Source organism: Mesorhizobium sp. AA23, assembly GCF_001672435.1.
Lineage (GTDB): Bacteria > Pseudomonadota > Alphaproteobacteria > Rhizobiales > Rhizobiaceae > Mesorhizobium.
Genome location: NZ_LYTP01000015.1, coordinates 22,507 through 47,649, shown reverse-complemented (window position 1 = coordinate 47,649; position 25,143 = coordinate 22,507). Strand labels below are relative to the sequence as shown.

At 58.9% G+C, this 25,143-nt stretch carries 22 protein-coding genes and 4 pseudogenes; 16 read left to right on the top strand and 10 right to left on the bottom strand.

Going from position 1 to position 25,143, the window contains the following annotated elements; all coding sequences use genetic code 11:
• Positions 1-170: 170 nt before the first annotated feature.
• Together A9K66_RS15785 and A9K66_RS31185 are read right to left on the bottom strand one after the other, a co-directional pair.
• Positions 171-1,355 (bottom strand): TlpA disulfide reductase family protein, encoded by a 1,185-nt coding sequence (locus A9K66_RS15785; protein WP_245307545.1) that lies wholly within the window; start codon positions 1,353-1,355, stop codon positions 171-173.
• A 942-nt stretch (positions 1,356-2,297) separates the two neighbouring features.
• Positions 2,298-2,762, bottom strand: a complete 465-nt coding sequence (locus tag A9K66_RS31185) for a cytochrome P450 (protein WP_245307544.1) — start codon at positions 2,760-2,762, stop codon at positions 2,298-2,300.
• Between A9K66_RS31185 and A9K66_RS31180 the strand changes: the two genes are divergently transcribed.
• Positions 2,659-3,501 (top strand): hypothetical protein, encoded by an 843-nt coding sequence (locus A9K66_RS31180; RefSeq protein ID WP_067325057.1) that lies wholly within the window; start codon positions 2,659-2,661, stop codon positions 3,499-3,501. The two genes, A9K66_RS31185 and A9K66_RS31180, sit on opposite strands and share 104 nt — an antisense overlap.
• A gap of 113 nt (positions 3,502-3,614) precedes the next feature.
• Here the strand turns inward: A9K66_RS31180 and A9K66_RS15765 are convergent, their stop codons facing one another.
• From A9K66_RS15765 to A9K66_RS15745, 5 genes are all read right to left on the bottom strand, one after another.
• Complete coding sequence (locus A9K66_RS15765; RefSeq protein WP_067325055.1) at positions 3,615-4,307, bottom strand: OmpW family protein; 693 nt, start codon at positions 4,305-4,307, stop codon at positions 3,615-3,617.
• A gap of 514 nt (positions 4,308-4,821) precedes the next feature.
• Positions 4,822-5,778 carry an ImmA/IrrE family metallo-endopeptidase gene (locus tag A9K66_RS15760; protein WP_067325053.1) on the bottom strand — a complete coding sequence of 319 codons (957 nt, stop codon included), beginning with the start codon at positions 5,776-5,778 and terminating at the stop codon, positions 4,822-4,824.
• Positions 5,775-6,302, bottom strand: coding sequence for a helix-turn-helix transcriptional regulator (locus A9K66_RS15755; protein WP_082953908.1), 528 nt, complete (start codon positions 6,300-6,302; stop codon positions 5,775-5,777). The genes A9K66_RS15760 and A9K66_RS15755 overlap by 4 nt, the downstream gene beginning before the upstream one ends.
• Before the next feature lie 15 nt (positions 6,303-6,317).
• On the bottom strand, positions 6,318-6,965 hold the full coding sequence (locus A9K66_RS15750) for a hypothetical protein (protein WP_067325050.1): 648 nt from the start codon (positions 6,963-6,965) through the stop codon (positions 6,318-6,320).
• Positions 6,962-7,168, bottom strand: a complete 207-nt coding sequence (locus A9K66_RS15745) for a ribbon-helix-helix protein, CopG family (protein ID WP_010913797.1) — start codon at positions 7,166-7,168, stop codon at positions 6,962-6,964. Before A9K66_RS15745 ends, A9K66_RS15750 begins: the two co-directional genes overlap by 4 nt.
• Before the next feature lie 148 nt (positions 7,169-7,316).
• Between A9K66_RS15745 and A9K66_RS15740 the strand changes: the two genes are divergently transcribed.
• The 3 genes from A9K66_RS15740 to A9K66_RS15730 are packed head-to-tail and all read left to right on the top strand — an operon-like array spanning position 7,317 to position 9,536.
• Entirely contained in the window at positions 7,317-7,973 is a 657-nt protein-coding gene (locus tag A9K66_RS15740; RefSeq protein WP_245307542.1) for a multiubiquitin domain-containing protein, read from the top strand.
• Positions 7,948-9,135, top strand: coding sequence for a ThiF family adenylyltransferase (locus tag A9K66_RS15735; RefSeq protein ID WP_067325046.1), 1,188 nt, complete (start codon positions 7,948-7,950; stop codon positions 9,133-9,135). The genes A9K66_RS15740 and A9K66_RS15735 overlap by 26 nt, the downstream gene beginning before the upstream one ends.
• The gene (locus A9K66_RS15730; protein WP_082953906.1) at positions 9,132-9,536 is read left to right on the top strand and encodes a DUF6527 family protein; all 405 of its coding nucleotides are present in this window, start codon (positions 9,132-9,134) and stop codon (positions 9,534-9,536) included. Before A9K66_RS15735 ends, A9K66_RS15730 begins: the two co-directional genes overlap by 4 nt.
• Here A9K66_RS15730 and A9K66_RS15725 read toward each other — a convergent pair whose 3' ends face one another.
• Positions 9,537-9,773, bottom strand: coding sequence for an aldehyde dehydrogenase family protein (locus tag A9K66_RS15725; protein WP_067325045.1), 237 nt, complete (start codon positions 9,771-9,773; stop codon positions 9,537-9,539).
• A 113-nt stretch (positions 9,774-9,886) separates the two neighbouring features.
• Between A9K66_RS15725 and A9K66_RS15720 the strand changes: the two genes are divergently transcribed.
• The 4 genes and pseudogenes from A9K66_RS15720 to A9K66_RS31495 form a co-directional block, all read left to right on the top strand.
• Positions 9,887-10,330: a hypothetical protein gene (locus A9K66_RS15720; RefSeq protein ID WP_067325043.1), complete on the top strand. Its 444-nt coding sequence runs from the start codon at positions 9,887-9,889 to the stop codon at positions 10,328-10,330.
• Between the two features lie 94 nt (positions 10,331-10,424).
• Positions 10,425-11,399 carry a hypothetical protein gene (locus A9K66_RS15715; protein ID WP_067325042.1) on the top strand — a complete coding sequence of 325 codons (975 nt, stop codon included), beginning with the start codon at positions 10,425-10,427 and terminating at the stop codon, positions 11,397-11,399.
• A 411-nt stretch (positions 11,400-11,810) separates the two neighbouring features.
• Positions 11,811-12,992 (top strand): 5-demethoxyubiquinol-8 5-hydroxylase UbiM, encoded by a 1,182-nt coding sequence (ubiM, locus tag A9K66_RS15710; RefSeq protein ID WP_067325040.1) that lies wholly within the window; start codon positions 11,811-11,813, stop codon positions 12,990-12,992.
• 463 nt (positions 12,993-13,455) lie between these two features.
• Positions 13,456-13,580 (top strand): annotated as a pseudogene (locus A9K66_RS31495) (helix-turn-helix domain-containing protein); the annotation flags it as partial.
• Positions 13,581-14,187: 607 nt separating this feature from the next.
• Here the strand turns inward: A9K66_RS31495 and A9K66_RS29545 are convergent.
• A pseudogene (locus tag A9K66_RS29545) lies at positions 14,188-14,465 on the bottom strand (LysR family transcriptional regulator); the annotation flags it as partial.
• Positions 14,466-15,036: 571 nt separating this feature from the next.
• Here A9K66_RS29545 and A9K66_RS15700 point away from each other — a divergent pair.
• The 3 genes and pseudogenes from A9K66_RS15700 (at position 15,037) to A9K66_RS15690 (ending at position 17,907) form a co-directional block, all read left to right on the top strand.
• Positions 15,037-15,819: a sulfotransferase domain-containing protein gene (locus A9K66_RS15700; protein ID WP_067325037.1), complete on the top strand. Its 783-nt coding sequence runs from the start codon at positions 15,037-15,039 to the stop codon at positions 15,817-15,819.
• A gap of 176 nt (positions 15,820-15,995) precedes the next feature.
• The gene (locus tag A9K66_RS31620; RefSeq protein ID WP_348626446.1) at positions 15,996-16,382 is read left to right on the top strand and encodes a transposase; all 387 of its coding nucleotides are present in this window, start codon (positions 15,996-15,998) and stop codon (positions 16,380-16,382) included.
• A gap of 353 nt (positions 16,383-16,735) precedes the next feature.
• Positions 16,736-17,907, top strand: a pseudogene (locus A9K66_RS15690) (MFS transporter).
• A 110-nt stretch (positions 17,908-18,017) separates the two neighbouring features.
• Here A9K66_RS15690 and nifH read toward each other — a convergent pair.
• Positions 18,018-18,347: pseudogene (nifH, locus tag A9K66_RS31170) on the bottom strand (nitrogenase reductase); the annotation flags it as partial.
• Between the two features lie 281 nt (positions 18,348-18,628).
• Here nifH and A9K66_RS15685 point away from each other — a divergent pair.
• The 5 genes from A9K66_RS15685 to A9K66_RS15665 all read left to right on the top strand — a co-directional run bounded on the left by A9K66_RS15685 (position 18,629) and on the right by A9K66_RS15665 (position 24,793).
• Positions 18,629-19,222, top strand: coding sequence for a NodA family N-acyltransferase (locus tag A9K66_RS15685; RefSeq protein ID WP_067325035.1), 594 nt, complete (start codon positions 18,629-18,631; stop codon positions 19,220-19,222).
• 127 nt (positions 19,223-19,349) lie between these two features.
• Positions 19,350-20,621 carry a chitooligosaccharide synthase NodC gene (gene nodC / locus A9K66_RS15680; protein ID WP_067325034.1) on the top strand — a complete coding sequence of 424 codons (1,272 nt, stop codon included), beginning with the start codon at positions 19,350-19,352 and terminating at the stop codon, positions 20,619-20,621.
• Positions 20,622-20,670: 49 nt separating this feature from the next.
• Positions 20,671-21,693 (top strand): nodulation factor ABC transporter ATP-binding protein NodI, encoded by a 1,023-nt coding sequence (gene nodI / locus A9K66_RS15675; protein ID WP_082953905.1) that lies wholly within the window; start codon positions 20,671-20,673, stop codon positions 21,691-21,693.
• 3 nt (positions 21,694-21,696) lie between these two features.
• Positions 21,697-22,485, top strand: a complete 789-nt coding sequence (locus tag A9K66_RS15670) for an ABC transporter permease (protein WP_067325032.1) — start codon at positions 21,697-21,699, stop codon at positions 22,483-22,485.
• Positions 22,486-22,777: 292 nt separating this feature from the next.
• Positions 22,778-24,793, top strand: a complete 2,016-nt coding sequence (locus A9K66_RS15665) for a carbamoyltransferase (RefSeq protein WP_067325072.1) — start codon at positions 22,778-22,780, stop codon at positions 24,791-24,793.
• Positions 24,794-25,143: the final 350 nt, after the last annotated feature.

The following is a 25,143-nucleotide window of genomic DNA, read 5'->3' as shown; positions in this document are numbered from 1 at the left end:
AGACCCGTAGCTCAACTCATGGCCCGCCTAACCAAAGGCGGGCATCGTAGTAGACCGCAGTCTTTCTGACCGACGTCCAAGCGACCCAGGCGATTTCGCAAGCCGGGCGGGTTTGCGCCGTTCGCATCAAGAGTTGCCCGGCCAATTTGTCCCTCACATATAGCTGACGGTCAGCCGCAAACGGTATACCAGCTGTCGAATCGGCCATTGTTTGGAGCCGCGCAAAGACCACCGTAGCAAACATTCTCGCCCTTGAAGTAGGCCAGGAACTGCAGCAAATGCAATATTTCGTCCTGTTCATCTTCGTCGCGGATACGCTCCGGAGCACCCTGCGACTTCAGTGCCAGGTCGATTAACTCGATCGCACGATCTTTGTTGCCGCTCTCGTGATAGTACAGGGCTGCCAACGGATAAGGCAGGAGCTTGCATTGGTCGCTTTCGGGGGGATTCAGTGCCAGGATGTGTTCGGACAGCTGTTTACCCATCGCCAAGCGCTCAGCAGACGGAAACTGCGAATGGTCAAAGTTCGGGAAGAAGAGTTCCTCTAGCGCCGCAACCATCCATTTCTCGGATTTTCTGTTGATCGCGTCGCGAACGAATTGGCTCATGACGGGCACGCCGACCTGCATGTCCTTCATGTTGTGAAGCAACAGATTCACATGAGAACGTCGGAAACCGAGGTTGTCCGGCATCAAGGCGATGCCTTCCTCGATCGCCGAGAGCGCCGTCTTCCAATCCTTTTTCTCCACCGCCGCCCAATACATGTCATTGATCTGCTTCTTCAGCGCCTGTTCGCGCGCTATCGTTTCGCCTTCCGCGATCCGCTCCCTATCGGCGGATTTTGCTTTATCGCTGGCGCGCCAGCTGCCAGTAAGCACTTTCGGCAAAACCTCATCGAGTTGCATCGGGTGACCGATAAAGGCGATGTGGCCGTCTCGGTCGACCACGAACGAGGTCGGAATCGCGGAAGAAAAGCTGGGCTGCATCCAAAGCGTGTTCATTTCGCCCGTGGAGTCGAACGCGATCCGATAGTTCAGATTCATGAACTTTTCGGTCAACCAAGTGTCCAACGTGCTTCGGGCCTCATCGGCCGTTGGAGCGTCTTCAGAAGCCGCGACTCCGATGATCTCAACTCCGCTGTCCTTGTATTTCTCCTGCAGCTGCATCAGATGGGGCATTCCGTCCACACAAGGGGCGCACCAAGTTGCCCAAAATTCGACGATGTACACTTTGCCGGGCTCGAAGCTGGTGAGGGGCTCGCCACGCAGCCAGCTCTCGACTTGAATCGAAGGGGCCGGGGACTCGATCTGCAATACCACGTTGCGGTCTAACGCTTTTTCCAAAGGTTTCTGCACTGGTTTCCTCTCGGAGGCGGCACACGGGTTCAGGGAAGAGAGCATCCTCGTCTTGCACCGTTGCTTGTGTTGCAAACGCTATGCCAGCGGGCTCAGCGCGCACTAACCCCATGATATGCTTTGAAAAGCCTCTGAAGTGCCCGGATAGCGGTTGTAATGAAACTGACAAGTTTTCTCCTTTGCCAGGTTTTGGACGCGCATTGCCCGTGCTACGCGCCGCCAGAAAAGCGTAGGCCATCCGCGCGATCCTGACGCCCCAAACCGCGAGAATCCGTGCGAGACCGCCGCATCACGTCGTGTCAGCGCCTCGGCCTTTAGCTCGCCGCATGCGTCGTAATCCTCGCAGATGCTTCAGAGTCGGGGCCCGACGATCTCTGGGCTGAATCACGATTCGCGGATCAAATTCGCCGAGAGGTTGTTTCCAGACAACAGCAATGTCCTCTTCGCGTTGCAACGGGTTCGCGACGCGTCTGTGTCAGACGGGTTCCCGAGGTGGTCCGGCGGCTGTTCGATGATCGAGCTGACGAGTCGCAATCAGAGGAGCTTTTGCGACTGGAACAGGGGTTGAGCGAAGTGCTGTAGCTACGGCAGGATGATCAAGCCGCCTCAGCTTTTTTCAGCGACCCAGGGAGGCCCGCTGGACCGGGTGACCACAACAGCATCGTGGCCGACGCTTTCGCAGCGGCCGGCTCTGGGCACGCCGGAGTTGAGGCCGCCGCCCCGCCAGCGTTAGCTGCCAGCCAACAGCAGATCCGGCCCTGGTCGGATGCGCTTGACCAGGGCAACCACCTGCCGCCTGAGCGGGTCATCATCAACAATGAACATTCCACAGCGCTGTTGTGGCCAGCGAAGAGGCAGGAGGGCCCGAATACGGCAAATCGCGGAACAACTGGTCGAGCCTTCCACTCAGAATCAGTGAATCCGGGGTGAATGCCGCACTCTCTAAGGCATGGAAGGGCGGAAGGTGACCGGCAGGCTCTGCGGGCAGCGAATGACGTAAGACGGCATGTAGACAACGTCCTCGGCGGCGATGGTCAGCGCCAGATCCTCCAGCCGCCCGAACAGCGCGGGGAAGGCGCAGTGCAACTCCAGGCGCGCCAGCGCAGCGCCCAGGCAGGAATGCGGCCCCTCGCCGAACGACATGTGCGGGTTGTGCCGCCGGGTGACATCGAACCTGTCGGCGCCGGGACCGAAGGCCTTTTCGTCCCGGTTCGCCGCATGGAACGCCATCAGGACGGCGTCGCCGCGGCGAACCGTGCAGCCGTCGATCTCCACGTCCTGGGTGGCATAGCGAAACGGCAGATTGGCCGCTGAGCTGCCCCAGCGCAGGATCTCCTCGATCGCCTGTGACCACGAAACTTGGCCGCTGCGCACCAGGTGCAGTTGCTGCGGATGCGTCAGCACCATTGCCTATAACGCCGGTGACGGTGACGAAGCCTGCAGAGAGCACCATGAACAGCATGTCGATGAGCTCGGTGTCGGAAACGAGCTCGCCATTGTCGCGCGCGACGATCAGGGCCGAAGCCAGATCATCGCCGAGCTGGCCCCGCTTGAGCGCGATCAGACGACGGAAGAACTCCGGGATGCGCTGCCGCGTCTGTCGCACCTCTTCGGCTGTGGCGGAGGTGTTGGCCAGGCTGTAGGTGAGCGCGACGATCTCTTCACGCTGTTCGTCCGGCAAACCGAACAGTTCGGCGATCACGTTGGTGGGCAGCGGAACGGCGAACTCGCAAATCAAATCGGCACTGCCGCCGCCCTGCGCCATCTCGGCCAGGAGTCGATCGACGCATTGTTCGATCCGTGGCGCCAGCAAGGCGATATGACTGGGCGCGAAGCTCTTGGACAGCAGGCCACGCAAGCGCCGGTGATCGACGCCATGCGCCGTGGCCATGTTGTCCACTTTGCACATCCCGATCAGCGGATGATCCTCGGGAATTTCGCCGTCCTGCAGCGCCCGCCACTGTCGCCAGTCCCTGTTGAAACGCTCGTCGGAAAGCATCCGCCTGAGCGTCTGTTGACGACCTGCCACCCAGGTCAACTCGTCGCCTGGCAGCGACACTCGCGCCATCCCCCCTGCTGCAGAATCGCAGAAGACAGATCATCAAGTTGCGTGGGAGCGACCGACACACCAATCACGTCGCAATGATCGTCTTCTGCGCGCATGCCAACAACTCCTTTAAGAACCATCGCGCGTGCACTTCTCGGCACGGATGATCCGCGCGCGGACTTCGAAAAGTGCCCCTTCAGTGTGCTTCGTTCTTAGAAGCGGTAGGTGAGACCTGCGCCTACCAGCCAGGGATCGAGCGCGGCCTTGCCTGTGAGCTTGGCGCCGGAGACAGTGACGTCGAAGTCGGGCTTAAGGAAAAGCTTCTTCACGTCGAAGTTGACGCCCCAGTGCTGGTCCACCATGTAGTCGAATCCGACCTGCAGCGCGGCGCCGAATGTGTTCTTGACCTTGAGATCATCGGCGCTGCCGGTTTGCTGATGATAGAAGATCGTATAGTTCACGCCGGCGCCGATATAGGGCTTGAAGGCGCCGAAATCGGTAAAATGATACTGCAATGTGAGCGTTGGGGGCAGCAGCCAAACCTTGCCGACCTTGCCCAGCCCGCCGATCGCACCTTGGCCATCGATGTTGGCATAGGTGGTGCCCAGTATGAGCTCGGTGGCGATGTTGTCGGTGAAGAAATACGAAATATCGAGTTCCGGCGTCAGCGTGTTCGAATAGGAAAGATCGGAGCCGGGCACCGCGTTGACGTAGCCCGAATTCTCAGTGATCACCCCCAACGCCCTCAGGCGGATCTGCCAGGGGCTTGGCGCTTCCGCGACCGGGGCTCCTGCCTGCGTAACGCTCGCGGCTTGATGAACATCTGCCGCGCCGGCCTGTCCCGCAACGATGAGGACGACAGCCGCTGTTACTGCCCGCGCCACCCCAATTCGCGCTCTCGCCATGCTCTTCTCTCCTTGATCTTCAGAAACGACGCACTTCGCTTTGATTGAATCCTGCTCGCATCAATCGAGATTGACGGAGCACTCATACGGGACAGCCCTCGCATGCGTCGTGCCAAATGAGAAAATCGTTGCAGAACAATGCGGTCACTCTGATAGCGCTGTGTCTCATGTCCGACTTCGTCGAAGATCCGACAACGAGTGCAGCCGTAGTCGCCGGTGGCCGAATTTCCCCAGTCGCCTCGGTTCTGGGACGGCAACGGGCTGCACCTTTCAAAACTCTCGGAAATTTGCACACTGCGTCAGCGTATGTTCGCGATGCCGTCGCAGACTGGGTTTCGTGGACGTCCCTCGGAATGGCTTGCCCGCGGACCTACCCCCGACTGGCAATTCGCCGCATGACGGCTCCGCACCACTGAGCGGCTGGAATACGGGGCATTGCTGTCCGGCAGCCTTGGGCCGCAAGCGGCCGCCTTTGTGCTGTCATCGGGCACTTGAAATAACCGTCTGTTGCTAATCAGGCTGCCCTGTAGCCGACGGGGAAAATGCGTTGGTGTTTCTTCTGGTAGATGCAGTAAGTAAGCAAATCATAAGTATTTGAGAAGCTGTGCAACCAGAATATGTGAGGTTCGCCGTTCGCATCATAAAAGATGCTTTCGCCTTCGCCTACCGGACCCCGCTTGCGGTTCGTTGCGTGATCGCAGATCGCGGAATAGGCGACTTCGGTGGTGATACCGGGAAAGTGCTCAGCAAGCGCTTTCGATCTCGGGAAATAGGCCACATTGTCATTCCCCGCCTTCTCGCAGATATCTCTGTGATAGGGATGCCGGCTGACAACGCCGAAGGCAGGAAATTCCGGATCGCGTTCGCAAACCATTTGCCAAAGCGTTGTCGTGAGGGTGTTCCCGTAGCGCTTGCGAAGCTGCTCGATGCTCTTCCATTCAAACGAGCAGTCTAGCGCTTCGGGACGAAATCTTCCCCCGAGAAACAAGAGATGGCGCCCGCCATAATTGGCTTCCGCCTCCATTGCCTGATGGAATGTCGGGTTCAGCGTGGACTCATTGTCGCCCAGAAGCAGGGAGCGATGCCAAGGCAGAAGGTCATGTGTAATCTCATGTGCGATGAGGAAGCGTCGCTTCAGCTCGGCTACGTCATCATCGATGAAGATTCGCTTGTCGCCTTCCTTCAGCATCAGGATACCACGAAGGCCATATTGCTGGACCACATCGACCATGCGCTTGGCCGTGCTGGTGATCTCGTGGCCAGCGATTCGCGCCCGGTGGGCGATCTCATCCAGTAGGCTCAGGTTCGCTTTGCTATAATAGGTAAGGTCAAGCTTTTGCAGCGCACGCACCTGCTCGAGCCGTAATGGGGGCTCTGGATTGCCGAGATCACGGAGCAGACGTGATACGTGCTCATGGATATCTCGGCGCTCAAAGTCCCCGATTATCGGCTCAATCGCGGACATGGTCATCCATTCTTCTTATCGATTGACGCCAGTACCTTGACGAAATCGTTGAGGTCGCGCCTTTCAGCCTGGCTTAGCTTCGATAGGTCGTCCGAACTGGCGGCAAAACGATGCGCCGCTTCGGTGAGATTGTCGTTCTGCGCAGACGACGCCGCGGTCAGCTGTTCTACAGCCCGTGCTGAAACCCCAATGAACTCGGCCAGCTGGTGAACGGTACGCGGACCTGGAATATAGCTGGGATCCTTCTCCACCTTCTCCAATTCCGCCGCATCAACACGAATTTTGGCAGCCAACTGCGCAATGCTCAATCCGTCCTTGCGTCGAAGCTGATGCACCAACTTAAACAGCACAACAGATTTCTGTTCAGAGGCAGCCGAAGGCTGCCTCGCAGTTGCTTGATGACGAGACTTCTCCTGCATAAGACGCTCAAGCGGAGCTGCATCGCGCAGCGGGAGTCCCGCGTCGCAATCGACATCTGGATCATGTTCGATATGGCTGCGTAGCCAATCGGCAGTGAAATGTAATTTCATGGTCGACTCCTCTTGTTAGTGTTGCACGGATAGGAAAGTCGCAGCATCCCTGCTGGAAAGCTCGAAGTATCTCAGCCCTTTATGCACTCCTTCGCCATCCGCTCCAAGATCCGTCATTCCGATCGCATCCCGGTAGAAAACTTCTGCGCCAGGAAGTGAATGCAGACCGATACGGCCACCAAACTCTTCTTCCAGGCTCAAGCTGACGGCCGTGCCAACGAGCGCACGCCCTGCACCCTTGTAAGTCGGCTCAGCAACCAGCTTTGGTCGATTCCATGGAGCCGTCGCCAAAAACTCCACGTAGATTAGCGGCACTCGCTGATGCTCGGGGTGGCGACTGAAGCAGTCTTGGCCACCTTTGCGCGTCATCATAATGGCCTGTGTGCTGCCGCCACATTCCAGTACGAAGAAATCGAACAGGAACGGGTCGTTCAGCGCAACCAGCGCCTTCTTGCCCCATTCCCAATGGGCGTCTTCGGCATTGACCTCCGCTAAAGTCTGAAGAGAGGCCTTGGCTTCCCTGCGACGCAACTCAAAAAGCGGTCGCCAGCGTCCTTCGATGTGCGCGAGATTCGTGCTGTCCAAGCCATGATACAGATCTGCATCTTCGAACCGGCCTGTTGCGCGATTTAAGAGAAAGACGCGATCGATCAGCTCTTTCATAGAACCATCAGCTCTACTTTTTCTGACTTATCCGCGCTTTCGACAAATACCTTTTCGCCACGCGCCAGTCGATCGTCGACTGATTTGTAGAGCCGCAGCGCCTGGCGAACGAGCGCGGTTTTGGACAGCCCTTTTTCTTCACACATGGTTTCAAGGACGCTCATTTCCGCGTCCGACAAGTTAAGCGTCATCGTGCGCTTCATAGGCGCCTCCCTAACCGGCATTGTTTATGTAGCTATAAAGTCCATAATTGTCAACCAAAAAATGAAGGTAAAATAGCTACCGACTAGCTAGACATTGGCTAAAAATTGCATATATGTTTTGTGCAGAATGAGAGACAAGGAGGCTTCGATGCCTGACGTGACGAACTTTACATACAAGCTGGACGGCCGTGTAGTGGCTACCAATGACGCCATCATTTCTGGTCGCGAGGTCCGCGCCCTGGGTGGGCTTGATCCGGCCAGCGACTATGTTCTCATCCAGATAGCGGACAGGACATCGCGTTCGATTGGCCTTGAGGAAGCGATCGACCTGCGGGAGATGCCCCACTCTGAGTTCCTTTCATTCGAAGGCGACAGGACCTTTTCTTTCACCGTCAACGAGCGTGGCTGGGAGTGGGGATCGGCGACAATCTCCGCGGCCGACATCTATCGTTACGCCAGCATCGACGAGGATCTCGAGCTGATCCTGGACAGCGCCGGCGATACGGTCATTCCCGCTGACGGCGCGGTGACTCTTGGCGGACAGGGCGTCGAGCGCATCCGCAGCCACGAGACGAAAACGGTGGTTATCAAGGTCAACGGTCGATCGCGCACGGTACCAAGGAGAAAGCACAGCTATCGCGAGATTGCACTACTGGCCTACCCCGACGCCAACTTTGAGAAGTTCAAGTACACGATCACGTACCTGAAAGGTGTCCACGGCGCGGAAGGTGATCTGGTGGAGGGCGAGAAGATCGAAGTCAAGAAGGGGATGGTCTTCAATGTCCGCCGATCTGACAAGTCGTGATCCGCATCTGAAGCGGCTGCTGGACGAGGGGTTTGAGCTCGAGATGCGCGAGCTCGTCCTTCTCATTCACAGCGTCCCCTACGTGAAGCGCGACATGTCGCTTGGCCGCGGCACGCTTGTCTGCACTCTGTCGCTGGATACCCAAGGCCTGACCTCGGTTCCACAGACCGACCACACCATGTGGTTCACCGGAGAGACGCCCTGCCATCGCGATGGCACGCCGATGACCAATATCATCAACAACAGCAACGAGGCGACAGTCGGATCCGACATCAAGGTCCACCACTATTTCTCGTCGAAACCAGAAGGTACTGGCCTGTATGCCAACATTTACGACAAGGTTGTCACCTACGAATCGCACCTCGGCGCTGCTGCGCGGTCGCACGACAAGACCGCGAACGCGCGCACAGGCGTCACGTTAGCCAGTGCGCAGGACGATAGCCCGTTCGCGATCCCCGATTCTGCGTCAGCCCGCTACGGAATCGTCGTCGCCAATCGCAAGCTCACAGGCCGCATCGCGATCATCGGCCTCGGCGGCACAGGTGCCTATCTGCTCGATCTCGCCGCCAAGACCCGCGTTGCCGAAATCCACATCTACGATGACGACCAACTTCTCAACCACAATCTTTTCCGCTCGCCTGGTGCTCCCGAACTGGCGCTGGCGAAGAATTTTCCCCGCAAGGTAGATTATTACGCAGCGCTTTACGCGCGCATGCACAAGGGCGTGGAGCCGCACGCCACCAGGGTCAAGGCTGACAACATTGACGAATTTGCAGGTTATGACTTCGTCTTCGTCTGTGTTGACAAGGGATCGTCGCGGCGCGTGATTGCCGAAGGGCTGGTTCGCCTTGGCATTCCATTCGTCGACACTGGCATTGGTCTTGGGCTCGACGACAACACGCTCGACGGTTGCGCACGGGCGACTTTCATTGCCCCCGGCACGCCGTGGGCGGAGGTGGCGACCCATCTGTCATTCGGTGACGACGATGAAGAGGCCGATGTGTACGGAACCGAGATCCAAACCGCCGAGCTCAATTCGTTGAACGCGATCATGGCGATCATGCGCTGGAAGCGCTGGCTGACCTTCTATCGTGATGAGCGCAACGAAAGAAACGCGACATACATGATCGAGGGCAACAACATCACGAACCGGGGGGCATGATGGCTCGGGTGGATTGTCTTACAACGGTCTTTGTCGAAGATATTCCCGAACAGCTGGAAGACGGGTTTCTTTACGTGTCGCGCCAATGCCACGTTGCCCTCCACAATTGCGCCTGTGGCTGTGGCGAGGAGGTTTCGACACCGCTCGTTCCAACCGAATATGACCTTGTCATGGAGGACGAGGGCGCCTCGATCTGGCCGTCGATCGGCAACCACGACTTCTCTTGTGGCTCACACTACATCATCAAACGTGGCCGAATCCATTGGGCGGGCAAGATGTCTCGCGAGCAGATCGAAGCCGGCCGGGCCTATGACCGCCTTCTCAAGCGCGGCGCCCAGCCGAAGAGGCTCAGGGCCATCCTCGCATGGTTCAAGCGCCTGTGGACCAAGTTCATTGGTTGATCAGCGTGCAACTGACGGCATCGCTTTGCAAGCACAGATCAGGTTGACGACGCCTTCGGGAAAGCCGGCCTCCGCTGCGAACGCAACCATTGCGTCTGCAACAAGCGGCGTTTGTTCGGCAGGCTTGACTATGACGCGCAGCCCGATGCCAGCGCCGGCGAGATCTTGCGCGCGACCATTGAAGGCGAGAAAATTCCACGGGTGATCGTGCCAGCAACGCCGATCGGCTACCACCATCCGCCACTCGGTCGAGGGCGGGGGGAGATCGTCTCGCCATAGAGGCGAGGGCCCTTCGGGTTCGAGGCGGGCAGCGCCGTCATTGAGGCGCTCGGCAACTACTGCGTGTCGACGTGGCTGCTTTCTGGCAACCGGACGACGCCTTCTTCGACCTGCTGCGCGACAAGGAGATCGCCAATGCAATGCTGGCCGATCTCGGCGGCAAGCATGTCGCCGACGGCAATGTCGCCGAGAAGGTCAAGACGCAAAAGAAGATCATCCGCGACTTCCTGTCGGGCGATAACGGCCGCAGACAAGTCGAGGCGGGGCTGCCCAACTGGATGAAGTTCCCGGTCGAAAGCTACACCGAGCGCGGCGGCTTCGCACCGCCGATCAATGGGCCAGGGTCCAGCCGCTGTTCGTCCGCCAATAGGTGCCAACCCGGGCGGCGGCTCTTTCGAGTGCCGCCGCCCCTATTGCCTGCCGCTGGAATATTGTCGATGCGAAAAACAGGGATCCGAACAGCCTTGGCCTGCGCAAGCCTATTGTGCAGCGCACAAAATCCGACGCGCGGCTAACGGTCTTCCGCTGCGGGAATCGGGCTTGGACACCAGCGGCGAGGCAGTGAGAACCGATGCTTCGTCGATATCGCATTCATAGCTGAGGACCTTCATGACCCTTTCGAGCCCTGACAAATCCGGCGCCGCCAGTCTCGAGGCCATCGCGCGAAACGGCGGCGTGCTGCGCCGCATCGCCGCGCGCATTCCGACCTATCTGTCGGACATTCGCGAGAATCCGGCATGGCTGCCGATGTTCGTGCTCGCCCGCACCATGCCGGCCCGCAGGATGCACTGGCGTGGGGCAAAGCCGGTTCGCATGTCGCAAAAAGCCCACGACACGATGTTTGCCGGCGTCAATCGCCAGGACGTTGTCGAGGCGCTGCGGTCGGACGGGCTGTTTTGCGGGCTCGTCCTGCCGACTTTCATCCATGAGGAGATCGCCGCCTTCGCCCGGTGCACGCCTTGTTTCGGCAATTTCGATCGCCGTCTCGAATTCATGCCTGAGGACCATGCCGAGGCCGAGAAGCGTTTCGGCCGCTCCTTGCTCAGCGGTCACTATTTCGAGCGCATCCTCGACTGCAAGGCAGCGGTCGCCATCCAGAACGACCCGCTGCTGCTCGACATCGCCGCGCATTATCTGGGCGCTCAGGCGAAACTCATCACCACACACGTGTGGTGGAGCTTTCCCACCGGCCAGGCTTCCGACGCCGACAAGAACCGTGCCTCGCTGGGGAAGTATCATTTCGATCTCGATGACTGGCGGATGCTGAAATTCTTCTTCTATCTGGCGCCGGTCGACGAGGGCGCCGGCCCGCATGTCTATGTCCGGGGCAGCCACAAGCGGCGCATCCTCAAGCATCAACTTACGATGCTCGTCGGCCATCCCGCGCATGAGGTTCTCAACGTCTATGGCGATGACAGCCCCGTCACGCTGACCGGCGAAGCCGGCCTCGGCTTTGTCGAGGATCCGTTTGGCTTCCATATGGGCACCGTGCCTTCGCGCACGCCACGATTGATGATGGAAGTCGGCTTCGGCGTGTCGCCGCCCTCGCGCCGGCGCTTCCATGGCGAGCCGGTCATTCGCTGATCTCGCAAAGTCTGAAAACAGCTTTCCCCAGATCACACGCCTGGTTCTCCCTTGGGCTAGCTGGTGCCATGGCGTCGTCATGGGATCAGCTGGCACACTGGATCGAGGTCATCCGACCCCGGTTGGGCCTCGACTGACCCAGATCAAGGCCATGTTCTTGTCGGCGTGGTCTAATCGGCCAGTTCTTCAGGGGAAACGCATGTGCTGACCGACAGCCTGATCGTCGCTCCCATCATCTTGACAATCCGGACCATACGGGGGGCAAATGACGCTTCATCAGCCAGGAACCGACGTGAGGAACGCGCTTGAGGCGATGCGGCGGGCCACGGATCGTAGCGCAATCGACGCGCGACATGCGGCTCGACTCCAGCAGCGTTTCGCGAAGAGAGCCGACGCGCAGGCGGCTAGCTGATGCCTGGCCTTGACGACAGCTTCGACATCATTGTCGTTGGCGCCGGGCCGGTCGGACTTTCCTTCGCCGCATCGCTTGCCCACAGCGAGCTCAAACTGGCGGTTGTCGAAGGGCAGTCCCTGGAAAGACTGGCAAGTCCGGCTTTTGACGGTCGCGAGATCGCGCTCACCCACGCCTCGATTGGCATCCTTCGCGAGCTCGGCGCCTGGGATGTTATCCGTGCTTCGGACAAGTCACCGCTTCAGGGCGCACGCGTCCTCAACGGATCGAGTCCCTTTGCGCTGTGTTTCGATTCCCCCGACGGATCCGCGGAACCACTGGGCGTTCTGGTCCCGAATTGCCGGATCCGCGATGCCCTTTTCAAGATCATCCGCTTGCAGGGCCATGTTCGGCTGCTGTGCGGCCACTCGGTCGTGCGTGCAACAAACAGCCGCCAGCGAGCAGTTATAACGCTCTCCAATGGCAGGCAGCTGACCGCTCGGCTTCTCGTTGCCGCCGATTCGCGTTTGTCCGCCACCCGCAATCTGCTCGGCATCGGCGCCGATATCAATCGGCTTGGCAACTCGATGCTGATTTGCCGGGTGAGGCACGAGCGCCCCCACCATCAGATCGCGATCGAATGGTTCGATCATCGTCAGACGATAGCGATGTTGCCCCTCGCGAAAGGCGTGTCGTCGCTGCTTTTGACTTTGCCCTCAAACGAGGCCGAAGGACTGCTTGCCCTTGATGACGAGTTGTTCCTGATGGAGTTGACGAAACGCTGTCGAGGCCGCCTCGGCAACATGAGCCTGGCAAGCCAACGCCATATCTATCCGTTGGTCACGACCTGGGCGCACAGGTTCCGGGCGCCGAGCGCCGCATTGATCGGCGACGCTGCCATCGGCATGCACCCGGTGACCGCGCATGGCTTCAACATCGGCCTCGGCGGCCAGAAGCAGCTCGCCCGTGGTATTCAGACAGCATGGCGCGACCGTCGCGACATTGCCGATCCCGACATGCTCCACAGATATGAAAGCCGACTGCGCCTGTCGGCCGCGCCGCTCTACCATGCTACGAATATTCTCGTCGGTCTCTACTCAAGCGAGCATCCGGCAGCACGGCTTGCAAGGCATGTGGGGCTGCGCCTCGGACAACATCTTCCCTTTGTCCGTTATGGCATTGCGGCCATGCTGAGGCGGTGAACCCCAGTCACAGTGGCATCGTCCGCGTGCCGGCCCAGCAGGCTGGCGAGTGTGGTTCGATGTGAGCGGTCGCGGCTGCGCGGAATCGTCGATCGCCGGAAGAGCATGACGCCTTCCTCCCCTTGTATAGGCGAAAGCGTGATCTGCTCTTTCAGGCGTCTGTGTTCCTAGTGCGGACGACGAGGTATCTGGGCCGGTCAATCGGCTTTCGGTGCTGATTATGGCAGGGCCGCCCCTCTACTGAGCGATCGGTCAGGATTGCTCTGTCTTGGAACGAGAGAGGACCGCCGCGATTTTCGACCCGCGCAGCGCCCAGCCGGTTCCGTGGTTGCACGCTTGTCGTTCCATGGTCAGCCGCATCCGGCGCAGCCGGCACACGAGGTGGGCGACCGAACGAACCGTCAGGGGCGACGATCCGAAGGAGCCCAATTGCTCCACAATGGGCCTCGCGGCTGACGGAACGCGGCTGATCGACGCGATGGAGAAGGCCAACTGGGTCCAGGCTAGGGCGGCTCGTATCCTCGGCCCACGCCGCGGCAAGTCGGCTACGCTCTACGCCGGCACGGAATTGAGGTGAAGAAGTTCTAAACGCCTGGATGATGTCAGGTCGCGAAGTCGCCCCCGGCCATTGTGACCCTAGACATGCGGCACCTCTCGCGAGCGAGTTCGCTTCTTCAATGTCGGGGGCCGAGACATTGGGCGATGACACCTTTGTGAGTTGGCATAGGATTGGACGTTGAAGCGCATTCTGGAACAGAGTTTGAAATGGCCGAGTTGAGCCCGCTGCGCCGCCTGAGCGAGGACATGACGGTCTGCAACAACGATCGCACATCCACACGGTAGCGAAGGTGTTTCGTTTCTCCGGAACGACGATGCGCGCCCTCTTATACGTCTCCTTCGCGATGTAAGTGATCACGCCGCAAGCTTAGATAGCTCAAGGTGGAGTTCGCACAGGAGGTGCGGTGTCTCCTTCACCCTCATCGCCGCCGCCCGACCCTCCATCATCCAGATCAGCTACTGGGCCAGTGTGCCGACAGGCTGTCGGATGGGAAGGTCGACCTCGTCACCACGGCGATCGCCCGGCAACAACAACCCATTTCCCTGTACCGGGGATGAAATCGGTACCTGATAATCGTCTCGCCCCGACTGATAGCGGGCACTACATGAGCTGGGAACGCAAACGCCCCTCACGCAGGTCGTCCTCGAGAGGCAGCAATTCAAAGCCGGTGGCGGGTGCTTCCCGTGCGACACGCTCCACGACCGCTTGAAAAAATACGACCGTCATGAAATCGGAAGTGCCGATCCTGAAGCGACGCGCCGATTGGGTTGGGTTGAATTATCCCAGGGAATGATAGAGAGCTGGATGTGCAGCAGAGCCTCGCGGACCGCGGGGGCGAGCCCTTCCGCACGGCGTGTTGGGACAAGTTCACGGCCTCTCATGATAAATAGCTCGTCGCGGAAAAAGTCGCGGACCGGCTTTAGCCGGTGGAGCATTCACATCAAGGCCCTTGAAGCGCACGGTCGATTCATCCACGGCGTGAATGTGAAGTATCCGAACAATCGATTTTGCGACGTTTATGGAGTGCTGCATAGAAAAATGTGAACCGGGAGAGTCATCGGACATATAAATATGGCTGTTCATTGCCCTGTTTTCTGAAGTATACGTCTAGCATCAAACGAGGCCATGCTCACTCCAGCCACGTTCTTCGACGTTGCGCAAGCTCCATCGATCCGGCTGACGCAACCAAGCCCCAAGGCCGCTTGGAGGCATACCACCGGCAAAGCTCCGTACGCTTTCCAGACTGTTCGAGATCGGATCGCGTGACGCGTGCCCCAGGAAACGGCAAGAGGAAGTTATTCCATGCGCTTTCCAAAGTACGCCGGGAGACTATGCTGGGACTTGCAGACAACGTCGAATTCGCCGAATTCTTTCGAAAAGCCATTTTTAGGAAGGCGGCTTACATAGAGTTGCTGCGCCGTTTCATCCAGGCTGACATCGTAAGTCAACCCCAGCCGAACAAACCTTAGAACGGAAACACTTTGCATGACCCATCCAATGCCTTCGCCTAGCCCATTTGTGATCCTTGCGATGCCGAGGGCGGGTACGCATTACTTGGAAGAACTGCTGAACGAGCATGCGAGCGTACTGAGCAATGGTGAGTTGCTCAACCCCTATGATACTAACTGGCTCGATAAGGATCGCTTGCTAGGCAGCGATCGCGAGCTCCTCGAGCTTGCCTACTTGCGTTATCCCAACGTAACCGACAAGAAGGTGACGCGCGTTGGTTGCAAGATCAACGAACCTCAGTTTCGCGAGCGTCCGGGCTTTTTTGCTGAGCTCGCTCGTTGGCCATGCCTGAAGGTCATCCTTCTAGTTCGCAGAAACACATTGGAATCGCTGCGATCGCTGACACAGGCGAGGCAAACCCGCCAATGGCTTAAGTATATTTCGGGCAACGACGCGAATCCATGCGTCAAACTGACAGTCAACTGCTGCGAGGCTTATTTCAAGACCGCCGATGAATTCCACAATCTCGTCGCGCGCTCCTTCGCGTCCACCGACTTGCATGTGGTCGAGTACGAGAGCCTTCTTGGCGAACCCTCTGCGTGCTTGGCAACGATTTGGGAGTTCCTGGGGATTCCAGGGGTTCGGCTCTCTGGTGCCACTATTCTTAAGCGGCAGGAAGCGCGCCCCCTGGACCAAACGATAGAGAATTTCGGAGAGTTGCGGCGTCACTTCGCAGGCGGACCTTACGCGCGATTCTTTGAGGTTGGTGACCGTCTGAATAGTCGGCGCAGCGGAAAGCGACAGCCTGCCCTTCCTTAGCCTCCGGGATACCGACGTCGACGAGCTCGCTCGCCCTTCCGACAGTAGCGCAGCGCTGAATTCAGGGCGAAAAAGCGGCTCGGCGATGAAGGGCAAGCATGGGCATCCAAACCTAGAAACCGCACACCCGCAAGGCACCGGCACCACCATCACCGCTTCCCGCAATCGGCACGTCCATGTTCATACGGCCATGGCGTAAGACATTCCAGGCCGTGCGAAATAGGGATGCCGCCGGCGAAAGCAAGCGCCGGAATGGCAATAAGGGCTCGAATGGCCTCCTGTGCTGGCAACACCCGGGAAGCAGCACGAACATTCGCATTGGTATGGCGATGCCGGGGCAGCTGCGTGAGACGGCGCGGGCGCACGAAATGGTCATTCAACGCCGGATCGACGTGCATATGCTTGTGTCGGTCCCGCCGAACCTGTCGGTATCGCGTGCGGTGCAGCACCTGAAGGGACGCAGTTCACACAAGCTGCAGAGCGAGTTCGGATATTGCGCAAACGCTACTAGGGCCAGCATCTGTGGGCGAGGGGTTATTGGGTTGCCACAAGCGGCAATGTGACCGACGAAATGTAGGGAACCAGACGCCGCCGAGCCTGACGACAATCTCAACGTGACGTGAGTTCGCGCCCTGTCCGCCGGACGGCGGACCGATCCGGCTTTAAGCCGTAACCTGAAGCCACCGGCTTTAGCCGGTGAAGCATTCACCCGATGCTCAGAAGGTAGCCGGAAAACTCCCTCAACGCGCGGCATGGGCTTCCCGGACAGCAGTGCAGAAATGACAAAGCCGGGGCGACAATGTCGGACAGGCGACGTACCTGTTTACGCTATCTGCTTGTTCCAGAATGACCTTTTATTCGGAACGGCACATGCTTGGTTGTCCGCGAGTCATCACCGAGCGAGTCTGGACACCCCATGCCTTTGCCGATCCTTGCACTTGCCATTGCGTCCTTCTGCATAGGCACCACCGAATTCGTCATCATGGGACTGCTGCCGGAGGTGGCCGCCGACCTCGGCGTTTCAATTCCATCGGCCGGCCTGCTCGTCACCGGCTACGCGCTGGGCGTTGTCATCGGCGCACCGATCGTCGCTGCGGCGACCGCCCGCCTGCCGCGCAAGCAGGTGCTTGTCGGCCTCGCTACGCTCTTTGTCATCGGCAATCTGTTCTGCGCGCTTGCGCCCAATTACTGGCTGCTGATGGCGGCGCGCGTCTTCACCGCTTTCGGCCATGGCGCCTTCTTCGGCATCGGCTCGGTCGTCGCCGCGAGTCTTGTGCCGCGCAACAAAAGGGCGAGCGCGATCGCGCTGATGTTCGCCGGTCTGACGCTCTCCAACATCCTCGGCGTCCCCTCCGGCACCGTGCTCGGCGAAGCCTTCGGCTGGCGCGCCACCTTCCTTGCCGTCGTTGGCATCGGGCTGGTCTGGGTCGCGGCCATCGCCTGGCTGGTGCCTTCGGATGTCGCCGAGCCGAGCGGTGGCGGCCTGCTCGCTGAATTGCGCGTGCTCGGCAAGCTGCAGGTGTGGTTGGCGATGGTGATCGCCTCGCTTGCATCGGCCAGCCTGTTCGCGGTTTTCACATACATCAAGCCTTATCTCACCGACGTCTCCGGCCTGTCGACGGCGACCGTCACCTGGGTGCTGCTCTTGTTCGGCGCCGGCATGACGATCGGCAACCTCATCGGCGGCAGCCTAGCCCAATGGAGGCTGATGCCGACGGTAATCGGCACGCTTTTCGCCATGGCCTTGATGTTCGTCATCTTCGCCAAATTCGGTGCGATAGCGATGGTTGCCATCGCCATCGTCTTCCTATGGGGTATGCTGATCTTCATCGTCGTGCCGCCGCTGCAGATCCGCGTCGTCGAGGCGGCTGCCGAGGGCCCGAACCTTGCCGCCACGCTCATCCAGAGGCCTTCAATGTCGGCAATGCCGGCGGCGCTTGGACCGGTGGCCTCGCTATCTCCTGGGGCGTGTCCTACGCCCAGTTGCCGCTGGTAGGTGCGGCGCTGGCGCTGCTAGCCGTCGCCGCCGCTGTGCTGCTGCAGTCAGTCGACCGCCGTACTGTCCTGCAGGCGCGGCCGGCGGAATAGCCGCTCTGCGCATGGTAAGTCGGCACCCCCGAAATTCTGGGCTGAATACGAAGGGTAAGGCGATGCGACAACATTCCGAGATGCGCGAAGATTCATCCACCTGTTTGCAGTTCCCCTGCCTGCTTGGAGTCCGGCGCATGCTGGATCACTGACATCTTCCTGAGTTCGGCGTGCTGGACGATGTTGTCGCGAGGCACGAAGTGGATGAGCTTGGAATTGAGCCTGGATGCCAGTGCGTAGGCGAGGTCGAGCTCGCGGTCGGTTTGACGCTCGTTGCAGATCAGTCCGCTCGATGCACGACATGCGGCTCGACTCCAGCAGCGTCTCACGAAGAGAGCCGACGCGCTGGCGGCACGTTGATGGCCGGCTGTGACGACGGCTTCGACATCCTTGTCGTTGGCGGGTCGGGCCCATCCTCCACTTGATCGCTGCTTCGGCACGAGGCGCAGACACGCCGCTGGCGGCCGCTCTTGAAGCAGGTTGTGTCACCGACAGCTGCCATCGGTGCCGTCGCTCTATCGGCCCAATCGAGCACGACCAGAAGGTTCAGAGCAAGGCCTTTGAAACGCATGGTTTTAGCATCCAAAGCGTGGATGCTGGCGATCTAAACAATCAATTTTACCAATCTGTGCGGGTCGTTCATAGACCGCCCACATGACATGCGCCGCCGCTGCACCACCGCGTAGTCCGCAAAAGAACCCGAAAAAGAGGAAGTCTTCGCATGCGCTCTGACGTGCAGTGGAGGTTGTGCTGGGAAAATGAGTTGCGGCTTTCCGATCACCTCGAACTCTCTGAGTTCTTCCGGAAGATCTATGAGCCTGTCGGAGCCTTTAGTGCAAAGGCATTCGCGGGCGGTGGAAGTTGGGCCGGTGCAAGGCCGGAGGTCCGCGCAATCGGCTATGATGTGCACGGGATAGCGGCTCACTTGGGCGTGCCGCGCCGATACATCAAAGTTTGCGACGCTGATCTGCTTGTCGCTGAACTCGGTCTATACGGGGTGCGTACGGATCTTGAGGGGCTAGGAATCGCCCATTCGATCAGCGCGATGTATCCAGTGCTGCAGCAGCTTGGCGTTCCATTCGCTTTCGGCACGGTTCGGCACGCGCTCCGGAACCATCTTGGCAGGTTCTGCCGCAAAGGCTTGGCGAGCATTTTGTCGGGCGTCCGCGTGCGTTCAACCCACCCGGACGTGTACCCCGATCTGCCTCCCACGCGAATCGACGACGACGTACTCGTCATGGTGCTCCCAATTGGACGCTCAATGAGCGAGTGGCCGGCCGGCACTTTGATCGATCGGAACGGTCCAGAGCTATGAAGAACACCCGCAATGATATCAGTCACCGCGACCCGCCCCTCATCGCATTGACCGATCTGAACCCAGCATTGACCGCGGATTTATTGTCCGCTCGCTTCCTCAAATGTACTGAAAAATCTGACATCTCATGAACCTCTTTGCCCCGGCCAGTATTGTCGCCGTCTGCTCTTATGCGCTGCTGTCGACCGTCTATAAGACCGCGCAGGTGCTTTATACCCTGCCTGCAAACGTACCGCCGTCCTCGGGCGAACCGGGCTGTGAGCCTTGGCCGAGCGTCGATGTCATTATCCCGTGCTACAACGAGGCACCTCGCACCCTCTCGGACTGCCTGGCTTCCATTGCAAGTCAGGACTATGCCGGAGAACTGCAAGTCTATGTTGTTGATGATGGTTCTGGAAACCGCGATGCCCTCGTAGGTGTACACGAGGAATACGCGCGCGACCCGAGGTTCAATTTCATTGCGCTCCCAAAGAATGTCGGAAAGCGCAAGGCACAGATTGCGGCGGTTCGCCGCTCGTGCGGAGATTTGGTGCTCAATGTAGATTCGGACACGATACTCGCACCGGACGTCATCACAAGGCTTGCGCTAAAGATGCAAGATCAAGCGATCGGCGCCGCCATGGGCCAGTTGGCGGCTAGCAATCGCAATGAAACTTGGCTGACGCAGTTGATTGACATGGAATACTGGCTCGCCTGCAACGAAGAGCGGGCAGCGCAGGCTCGGTTCGGTGCCGTCATGTGTTGCTGCGGTCCGTGTGCCATGTACCGGCGGTCCGCGCTTGTTTCGCTGCTGGATCAGTACGAGACGCAGCGCTTTCGAGGGAAGCCGAGCGACTTCGGTGAGGACCGCCACCTTACGATCCTGATGCTGAAAGCAGGCTTTCGAACAGAGTATGTCCCGGAGGCCGTCGCGGCCACAGTCGTTCCCAACAGCATGGGTCCCTATCTGCGCCAACAGCTTCGCTGGGCCCGGAGCACGTTCCGTGACACGTTGCTGGCGCTCCAACTGTTGCGCGGCCTTAATATTTATCTCACATTGGACGTGATTGGGCAGAATCTTGGCCCATTATTGCTCTCTTTGTCTCTCCTCGCGGGGCTCGCGCAATTCGTAACGACAGGTACTGTGCCTTGGACGGCATGCCTGACGATTGCGGTGATGACTATAGTTCGCTGCAGCGTGGCAGCGTTTCGTGCGCGCCAACTTCGATTTCTCGGATTCTCGCTCCACACACTCATCAACATCTTTCTCTTGCTCCCATTGAAAGCATACGCGCTGTGTACATTGAGCAATAGCGATTGGTTGTCGCGAAGCTCTGCGGCCAATGTGCCAAACACCGACGGCGCCATTCCAAAGAACAACTTGGTGGGATCTGACGAAACTTACAGCGAACAGCAATAGTCACGTGATCTCAGGTGGAAGAGCTTTGAGTCAGGACCAGGAACATCAAGTGTTGAGTCGGAAGTTGGGCTCGGAGGATTTGCGGCGGCTCGAGACCGGTCCGATCGAACGGAAGTCTCACGGGCAAGCAAGCGCGAAAAGCTCCATGCCTGACTCTCAGTCGACCGTGGCCGTCGATTTTGCTGGCGTAACCAAGTCGTACGGCAACAAGGTCGTTGTCGACGAACTGTCGTTCAGCGTCGCGTCGGGCGAGTGTTTCGGCCTCCTCGGACCAAACGGGGCGGGCAAAAGCACGATTGCGCGCATGCTCCTTGGCATGACATGCCCTGACGCGGGCACGATCACGGTGCTCGGCGTCCCGGTACCCGCGCGCGCTCGGCTGGCACGTAGGGGCATTGGCGTGGTCCCGCAATTCGACAATCTCGACCAGGAATTCACCGTACGCGAGAACCTGCTGGTGTTTGGCCGCTACTTCGGCATGAGCACACGTCAGAGCGAAGCGATCATCCCGTCGCTTCTCGAATTCGCTCGCCTCGAGCGAAAGGCGGATGCGCGTGTCTCGGAACTGTCCGGCGGGATGAAGCGATGCCTGACGATGGCGCGGGCGTTGATCAACGACCCCCAGCTCATTGTGATGGACGAGCCAACCACCGGCCTCGATCCGCACGCGCGCCACCTCATCTGGGAGCGGCTGCGCGCCCTGTTGGCACGCGGCAAGACGATTATCCTGACGACGCATTTCATGGAAGAGGCTGAGAGATTATGCGATCGGCTGTGCGTGCTCGAAAGAGGTCGCAACATCGCCGAAGGCCGCCCGCAGGCGCTTATCGACAAGCATATAGGATGCCAGGTCATGGAGATCTACGGCGGCGATCCGCACGAGTTGCATTCGCTGGTCAAGCCACATTCTCAGCGCATCGAGATCAGCGGCGAAACCCTTTATTGCTATGCGCCAGACCCCGACCAGGTGCGCACGCAACTGCAGGAGCGTGCAGGTCTGCGTCTTCTTCTGCGCCCAGCCAATCTTGAGGATGTTTTCTTGCGGCTGACCGGGCGCGAGATGGAGGAGTGAACGATGATTGAAGGTTTTGCCGCGGCGCTGCCGGCCAATGCGTGGAACTGGGTTGCGGTGTGGCGCCGCAATTATCTGGCATGGAAGAAAGTCGCACTCGTGTCGATTCTCGGTAACCTCGCCGATCCGATGATCTATCTTTTCGGACTTGGCACCGGACTCGGCATAATGGTCGGCCACGTCAACGGCGCGTCGTATATCGCCTTTTTGGCGGCCGGCATGGTGGCGGTAAGTGCGATGACCGCCTCTACCCTCGAAACATTGTACGCGGCTTTCGCTCGTATGCATTCTCAACGCACATGGGAAGCCATGCTGTACACGCACGTTACACTCGGCGACATCGTTTTGGGTGAACTGGCCTGGGCAGCCACTAAGGCCTTCCTGGCCGGTACCGCAATTACCATTGTCACCGTAACGTTGGGCTATGCAGCCTGGCCGTCCGTCCTCTGTGCGCTGCCAATCATTGCTCTGACGGGGTGCGTATTTGCGAGCCTCGCGATGATCGTCACCGCACTTTCGCCCAGCTACGATTACTTCGTATTTTACCAGACGCTTGTACTCACACCTATGCTGTTCCTGTCGGGCGCCGTTTTCCCATTGAATCAGCTGCCTGACGCCTTTCAGAAGATAGCGCGGTGCATGCCGCTGTCACATTCGATCGACCTCATTCGTCCGATTATGCTTGATCGCCCGATCGCCGGCATCGCCCTGCACATCGGTGTGCTCGGCCTGTACGCGCTGTTGCCATTCTTTCTCTCGATGGCGCTGTTGCGCCGCCGACTGATGCGCTGACGCGAAAGAGAGAAGGAGATAAATCATGCGCTATGGGCGCAAATAAAAACGACATCGCCAGCATGTGCCGCGAAGGGTTTGGCTGGCGTGGATTCAATCTCACAACGCTATGAACGACGGCGTCTCGAGCACAGGATCTTATGTTGATCCCGGCGGACCCAAGAGAATTTCTTTGAGGTAGTGATGTCTGACTGGCGTTCGCCGAGGCGAATGACAACGCAGCCGGTCTTTCTGATCGAACGGTCTCGAGACAGGCCAATTTAGTATTCATGTACGACAAATGGAGAGCAAGATGCTGTGTCTAGGATTGAACGGCGGATTGGACAAAGTCTATGAAAACAGGTTTCAGATTCCAAACACATTCATGCACGATGGCGCTGCGGTGCTCGTGCGGGATGGACAGGTCATTGCGGCCGTAGAAGAGGAGCGCCTGAACCGGATCAAACATTCCAACAAGCTCCCAATTAGTGCGGCTCAATACTGTCTTTCAGCAGCTGGGGTTCAGCTCAGCGAAATCGATCGTGTGGCGTTCTACGCTACCGAAGACTATAGCAACGCCATGCTCGAAAACATGCTTATTTCCCAGCCCGACGCTTCCATTCCACTGGATGCTAAACTGTTGGTGCAGCAGCTGCTGGCGCAGGAGTTCGGTACCGAGCTCGACGCTTCGCGTATCTCATTCGTAGGTCATCATCAGGCGCACGCCGTGAGTGCTTTTGCAATGTCGGGCTTCGAGCAAAGTCTGATTTTCGCGATTGATGGCTCTGGTGATTTCCTGTCGGGCCTTATGGCGATAGGATCTGGTACGGAAATTACGCAACTCGCGACTTTCCCAGAGAACAATTCCGTTGGGCAATTCTATCTCGAGACGATCCGGTATCTCGGCTACGGCTTGTTCGATGAATATAAGGTAATGGGGCTTGCCCCCTACGGCGATCCCGTTCCCTATCGCGAGCTTTTCCAGCAGTTCTATGAACTCTCAGCAAACGGCGAGTATCGCGTCCATCTGGACCGCATCGGTCCGACTTTGCTCCGCAGCATTCAGGTTCGGCAAAAGGGAATGCCATTCACCCAGCAGCACAAGGATGTGAGTGCGTCGTTACAGGAAGCGCTCGAACGCATCGTGTTTCACATCCTTCGGCATTATCGTGAGGCCACCGGGATGAGGCGGTTGTGCCTGGCCGGCGGAGTTGCGCACAATTGCTCCATGAATGGCAAGCTGCTCTATTCAGGACTTTTCGAAGACATCTTCGTGCAGCCCGCATCGCATGACGCTGGGTGCGCATTAGGCGCTGCACTAATCGTGTCTAACGAGCTGGGCCGCCCCGCGCCGCGCGCGCGATTGCAGGAGGTCTATTGGGGGCCGGATCTCGCGAGTGATCACGCTATCGAAGAGGAACTGAAGGCATGGGCGGGGCACCTGGAGTTTGAACGCACTGAGGAAGTGGCGGATAGGGCAGCCGAGTGGATGGCGGATGGCGCCGTGATCGGCTGGGTGCAAGGTCGTTCGGAGTTCGGGCCGCGCGCGCTCGGAAATCGCAGCATTCTTGCCGACCCCAGGCCCGCCACAAACAAGGACCGGATCAACGCTATGGTCAAGAAGCGGGAAGGGTATCGCCCGTTCGCCCCATCAGTGCTGGAGGAGGATGCGCGCGAATTTTTTGACCTCCCGGGTAGTGCGTGCGAATTTCCGTTCATGAACTTCGTAGTTCGTGTGCACGATTCCAAGCGTGGTTTGCTCGGCGCCATCACGCACGTCGACGGTACGGCTCGGCTGCAAACAGTATCGCGCAAGGCCAGTCCCGCCTACTGGGACGTCATCAATGCCTTCAAGCAGCGGACGGGCATCCCAATGCTGCTCAATACGTCCTTTAACAACAATGCCGAGCCGATCGTAGATTCAGTTGCAGACGCGATTGCCACGTTCCTGACGACAGAGCTGGATGGACTTGTGGTCGGGCCGTACCTCGTCAAAAAACGGGCCGCAACGCTGCAGGACTGGACTGCGCTCGCGGTTTCATTGCCGCCTTATGTATCCCTTCATAAAGTCCGCGCATACACGGCGCAGGATCGCCAGGAGACCGTCTGCGAAATCCGAACGGATCACCGTGACTGTGCGCGTATTTCACATGACTTGTTCGATCTGTTGACGCGGATCGACGGCGAAGCTGTGCTCGCGGATCTCCTCGACACAATTACGCTGGATCAAGCCCAGCGCGAGGCTCTCACGTCAGAGCTGCGACGATTGTGGGAGCAGCGCCACGTTCGGATGCACCCCTCACAAGCTGCTCGCGTCCACCAAAACTGATGCCAAAGCCTGGAGACCGATAACAGCTGCCGAAACACCGGTGTGTCCAAGCACCTTCATATGACACGCCGCCTGGTGCGGGGATCCGGAGCAATTATGATCCACCAGTCCCATCGACGTGCCGCGGCAACTATATCGACTTCATCCTCGGCCTGGCGCTCACCACGACCTTGCGCAAAGCATGTCGCGGATCTGGAGGCCACCACTATGGCGCGCTTCGAAGCGTCGGCGAAGGGCGAGTCCGAAGGTCAAATTCGTTGACGGAGCCGGCAGTTGGAGCGGCGGCGCGTCGTCGCCTCGTGTCGAGGTCAGCGAATGAGGGCGTGGCAAAGGCGAGCTGGCGGCGCAAA

Coding starts and splice junctions, on each gene's coding strand:
- A9K66_RS31185 (WP_245307544.1), bottom strand. CDS start 2,762: ATGGTGCTGACGCATCCGCAGCAACTGCACCTGGTGCGCAGCGGCCAA.
- A9K66_RS15765 (WP_067325055.1), bottom strand. CDS start 4,307: ATGGCGAGAGCGCGAATTGGGGTGGCGCGGGCAGTAACAGCGGCTGTC.
- A9K66_RS15760 (WP_067325053.1), bottom strand. CDS start 5,778: ATGACCATGTCCGCGATTGAGCCGATAATCGGGGACTTTGAGCGCCGA.
- A9K66_RS15755 (WP_082953908.1), bottom strand. CDS start 6,302: ATGAAATTACATTTCACTGCCGATTGGCTACGCAGCCATATCGAACAT.
- A9K66_RS15750 (WP_067325050.1), bottom strand. CDS start 6,965: ATGAAAGAGCTGATCGATCGCGTCTTTCTCTTAAATCGCGCAACAGGC.
- A9K66_RS15745 (WP_010913797.1), bottom strand. CDS start 7,168: ATGAAGCGCACGATGACGCTTAACTTGTCGGACGCGGAAATGAGCGTC.
- A9K66_RS15740 (WP_245307542.1), top strand. CDS start 7,317: ATGCCTGACGTGACGAACTTTACATACAAGCTGGACGGCCGTGTAGTG.
- A9K66_RS15735 (WP_067325046.1), top strand. CDS start 7,948: ATGTCCGCCGATCTGACAAGTCGTGATCCGCATCTGAAGCGGCTGCTG.
- A9K66_RS15730 (WP_082953906.1), top strand. CDS start 9,132: ATGATGGCTCGGGTGGATTGTCTTACAACGGTCTTTGTCGAAGATATT.
- A9K66_RS15725 (WP_067325045.1), bottom strand. CDS start 9,773: ATGGTGGTAGCCGATCGGCGTTGCTGGCACGATCACCCGTGGAATTTT.
- A9K66_RS15715 (WP_067325042.1), top strand. CDS start 10,425: ATGACCCTTTCGAGCCCTGACAAATCCGGCGCCGCCAGTCTCGAGGCC.
- ubiM (WP_067325040.1), top strand. CDS start 11,811: ATGCCTGGCCTTGACGACAGCTTCGACATCATTGTCGTTGGCGCCGGG.
- A9K66_RS15700 (WP_067325037.1), top strand. CDS start 15,037: ATGACCCATCCAATGCCTTCGCCTAGCCCATTTGTGATCCTTGCGATG.
- A9K66_RS31620 (WP_348626446.1), top strand. CDS start 15,996: ATGTTCATACGGCCATGGCGTAAGACATTCCAGGCCGTGCGAAATAGG.
- A9K66_RS15685 (WP_067325035.1), top strand. CDS start 18,629: ATGCGCTCTGACGTGCAGTGGAGGTTGTGCTGGGAAAATGAGTTGCGG.
- nodC (WP_067325034.1), top strand. CDS start 19,350: ATGAACCTCTTTGCCCCGGCCAGTATTGTCGCCGTCTGCTCTTATGCG.
- A9K66_RS15670 (WP_067325032.1), top strand. CDS start 21,697: ATGATTGAAGGTTTTGCCGCGGCGCTGCCGGCCAATGCGTGGAACTGG.
- A9K66_RS15665 (WP_067325072.1), top strand. CDS start 22,778: ATGCTGTGTCTAGGATTGAACGGCGGATTGGACAAAGTCTATGAAAAC.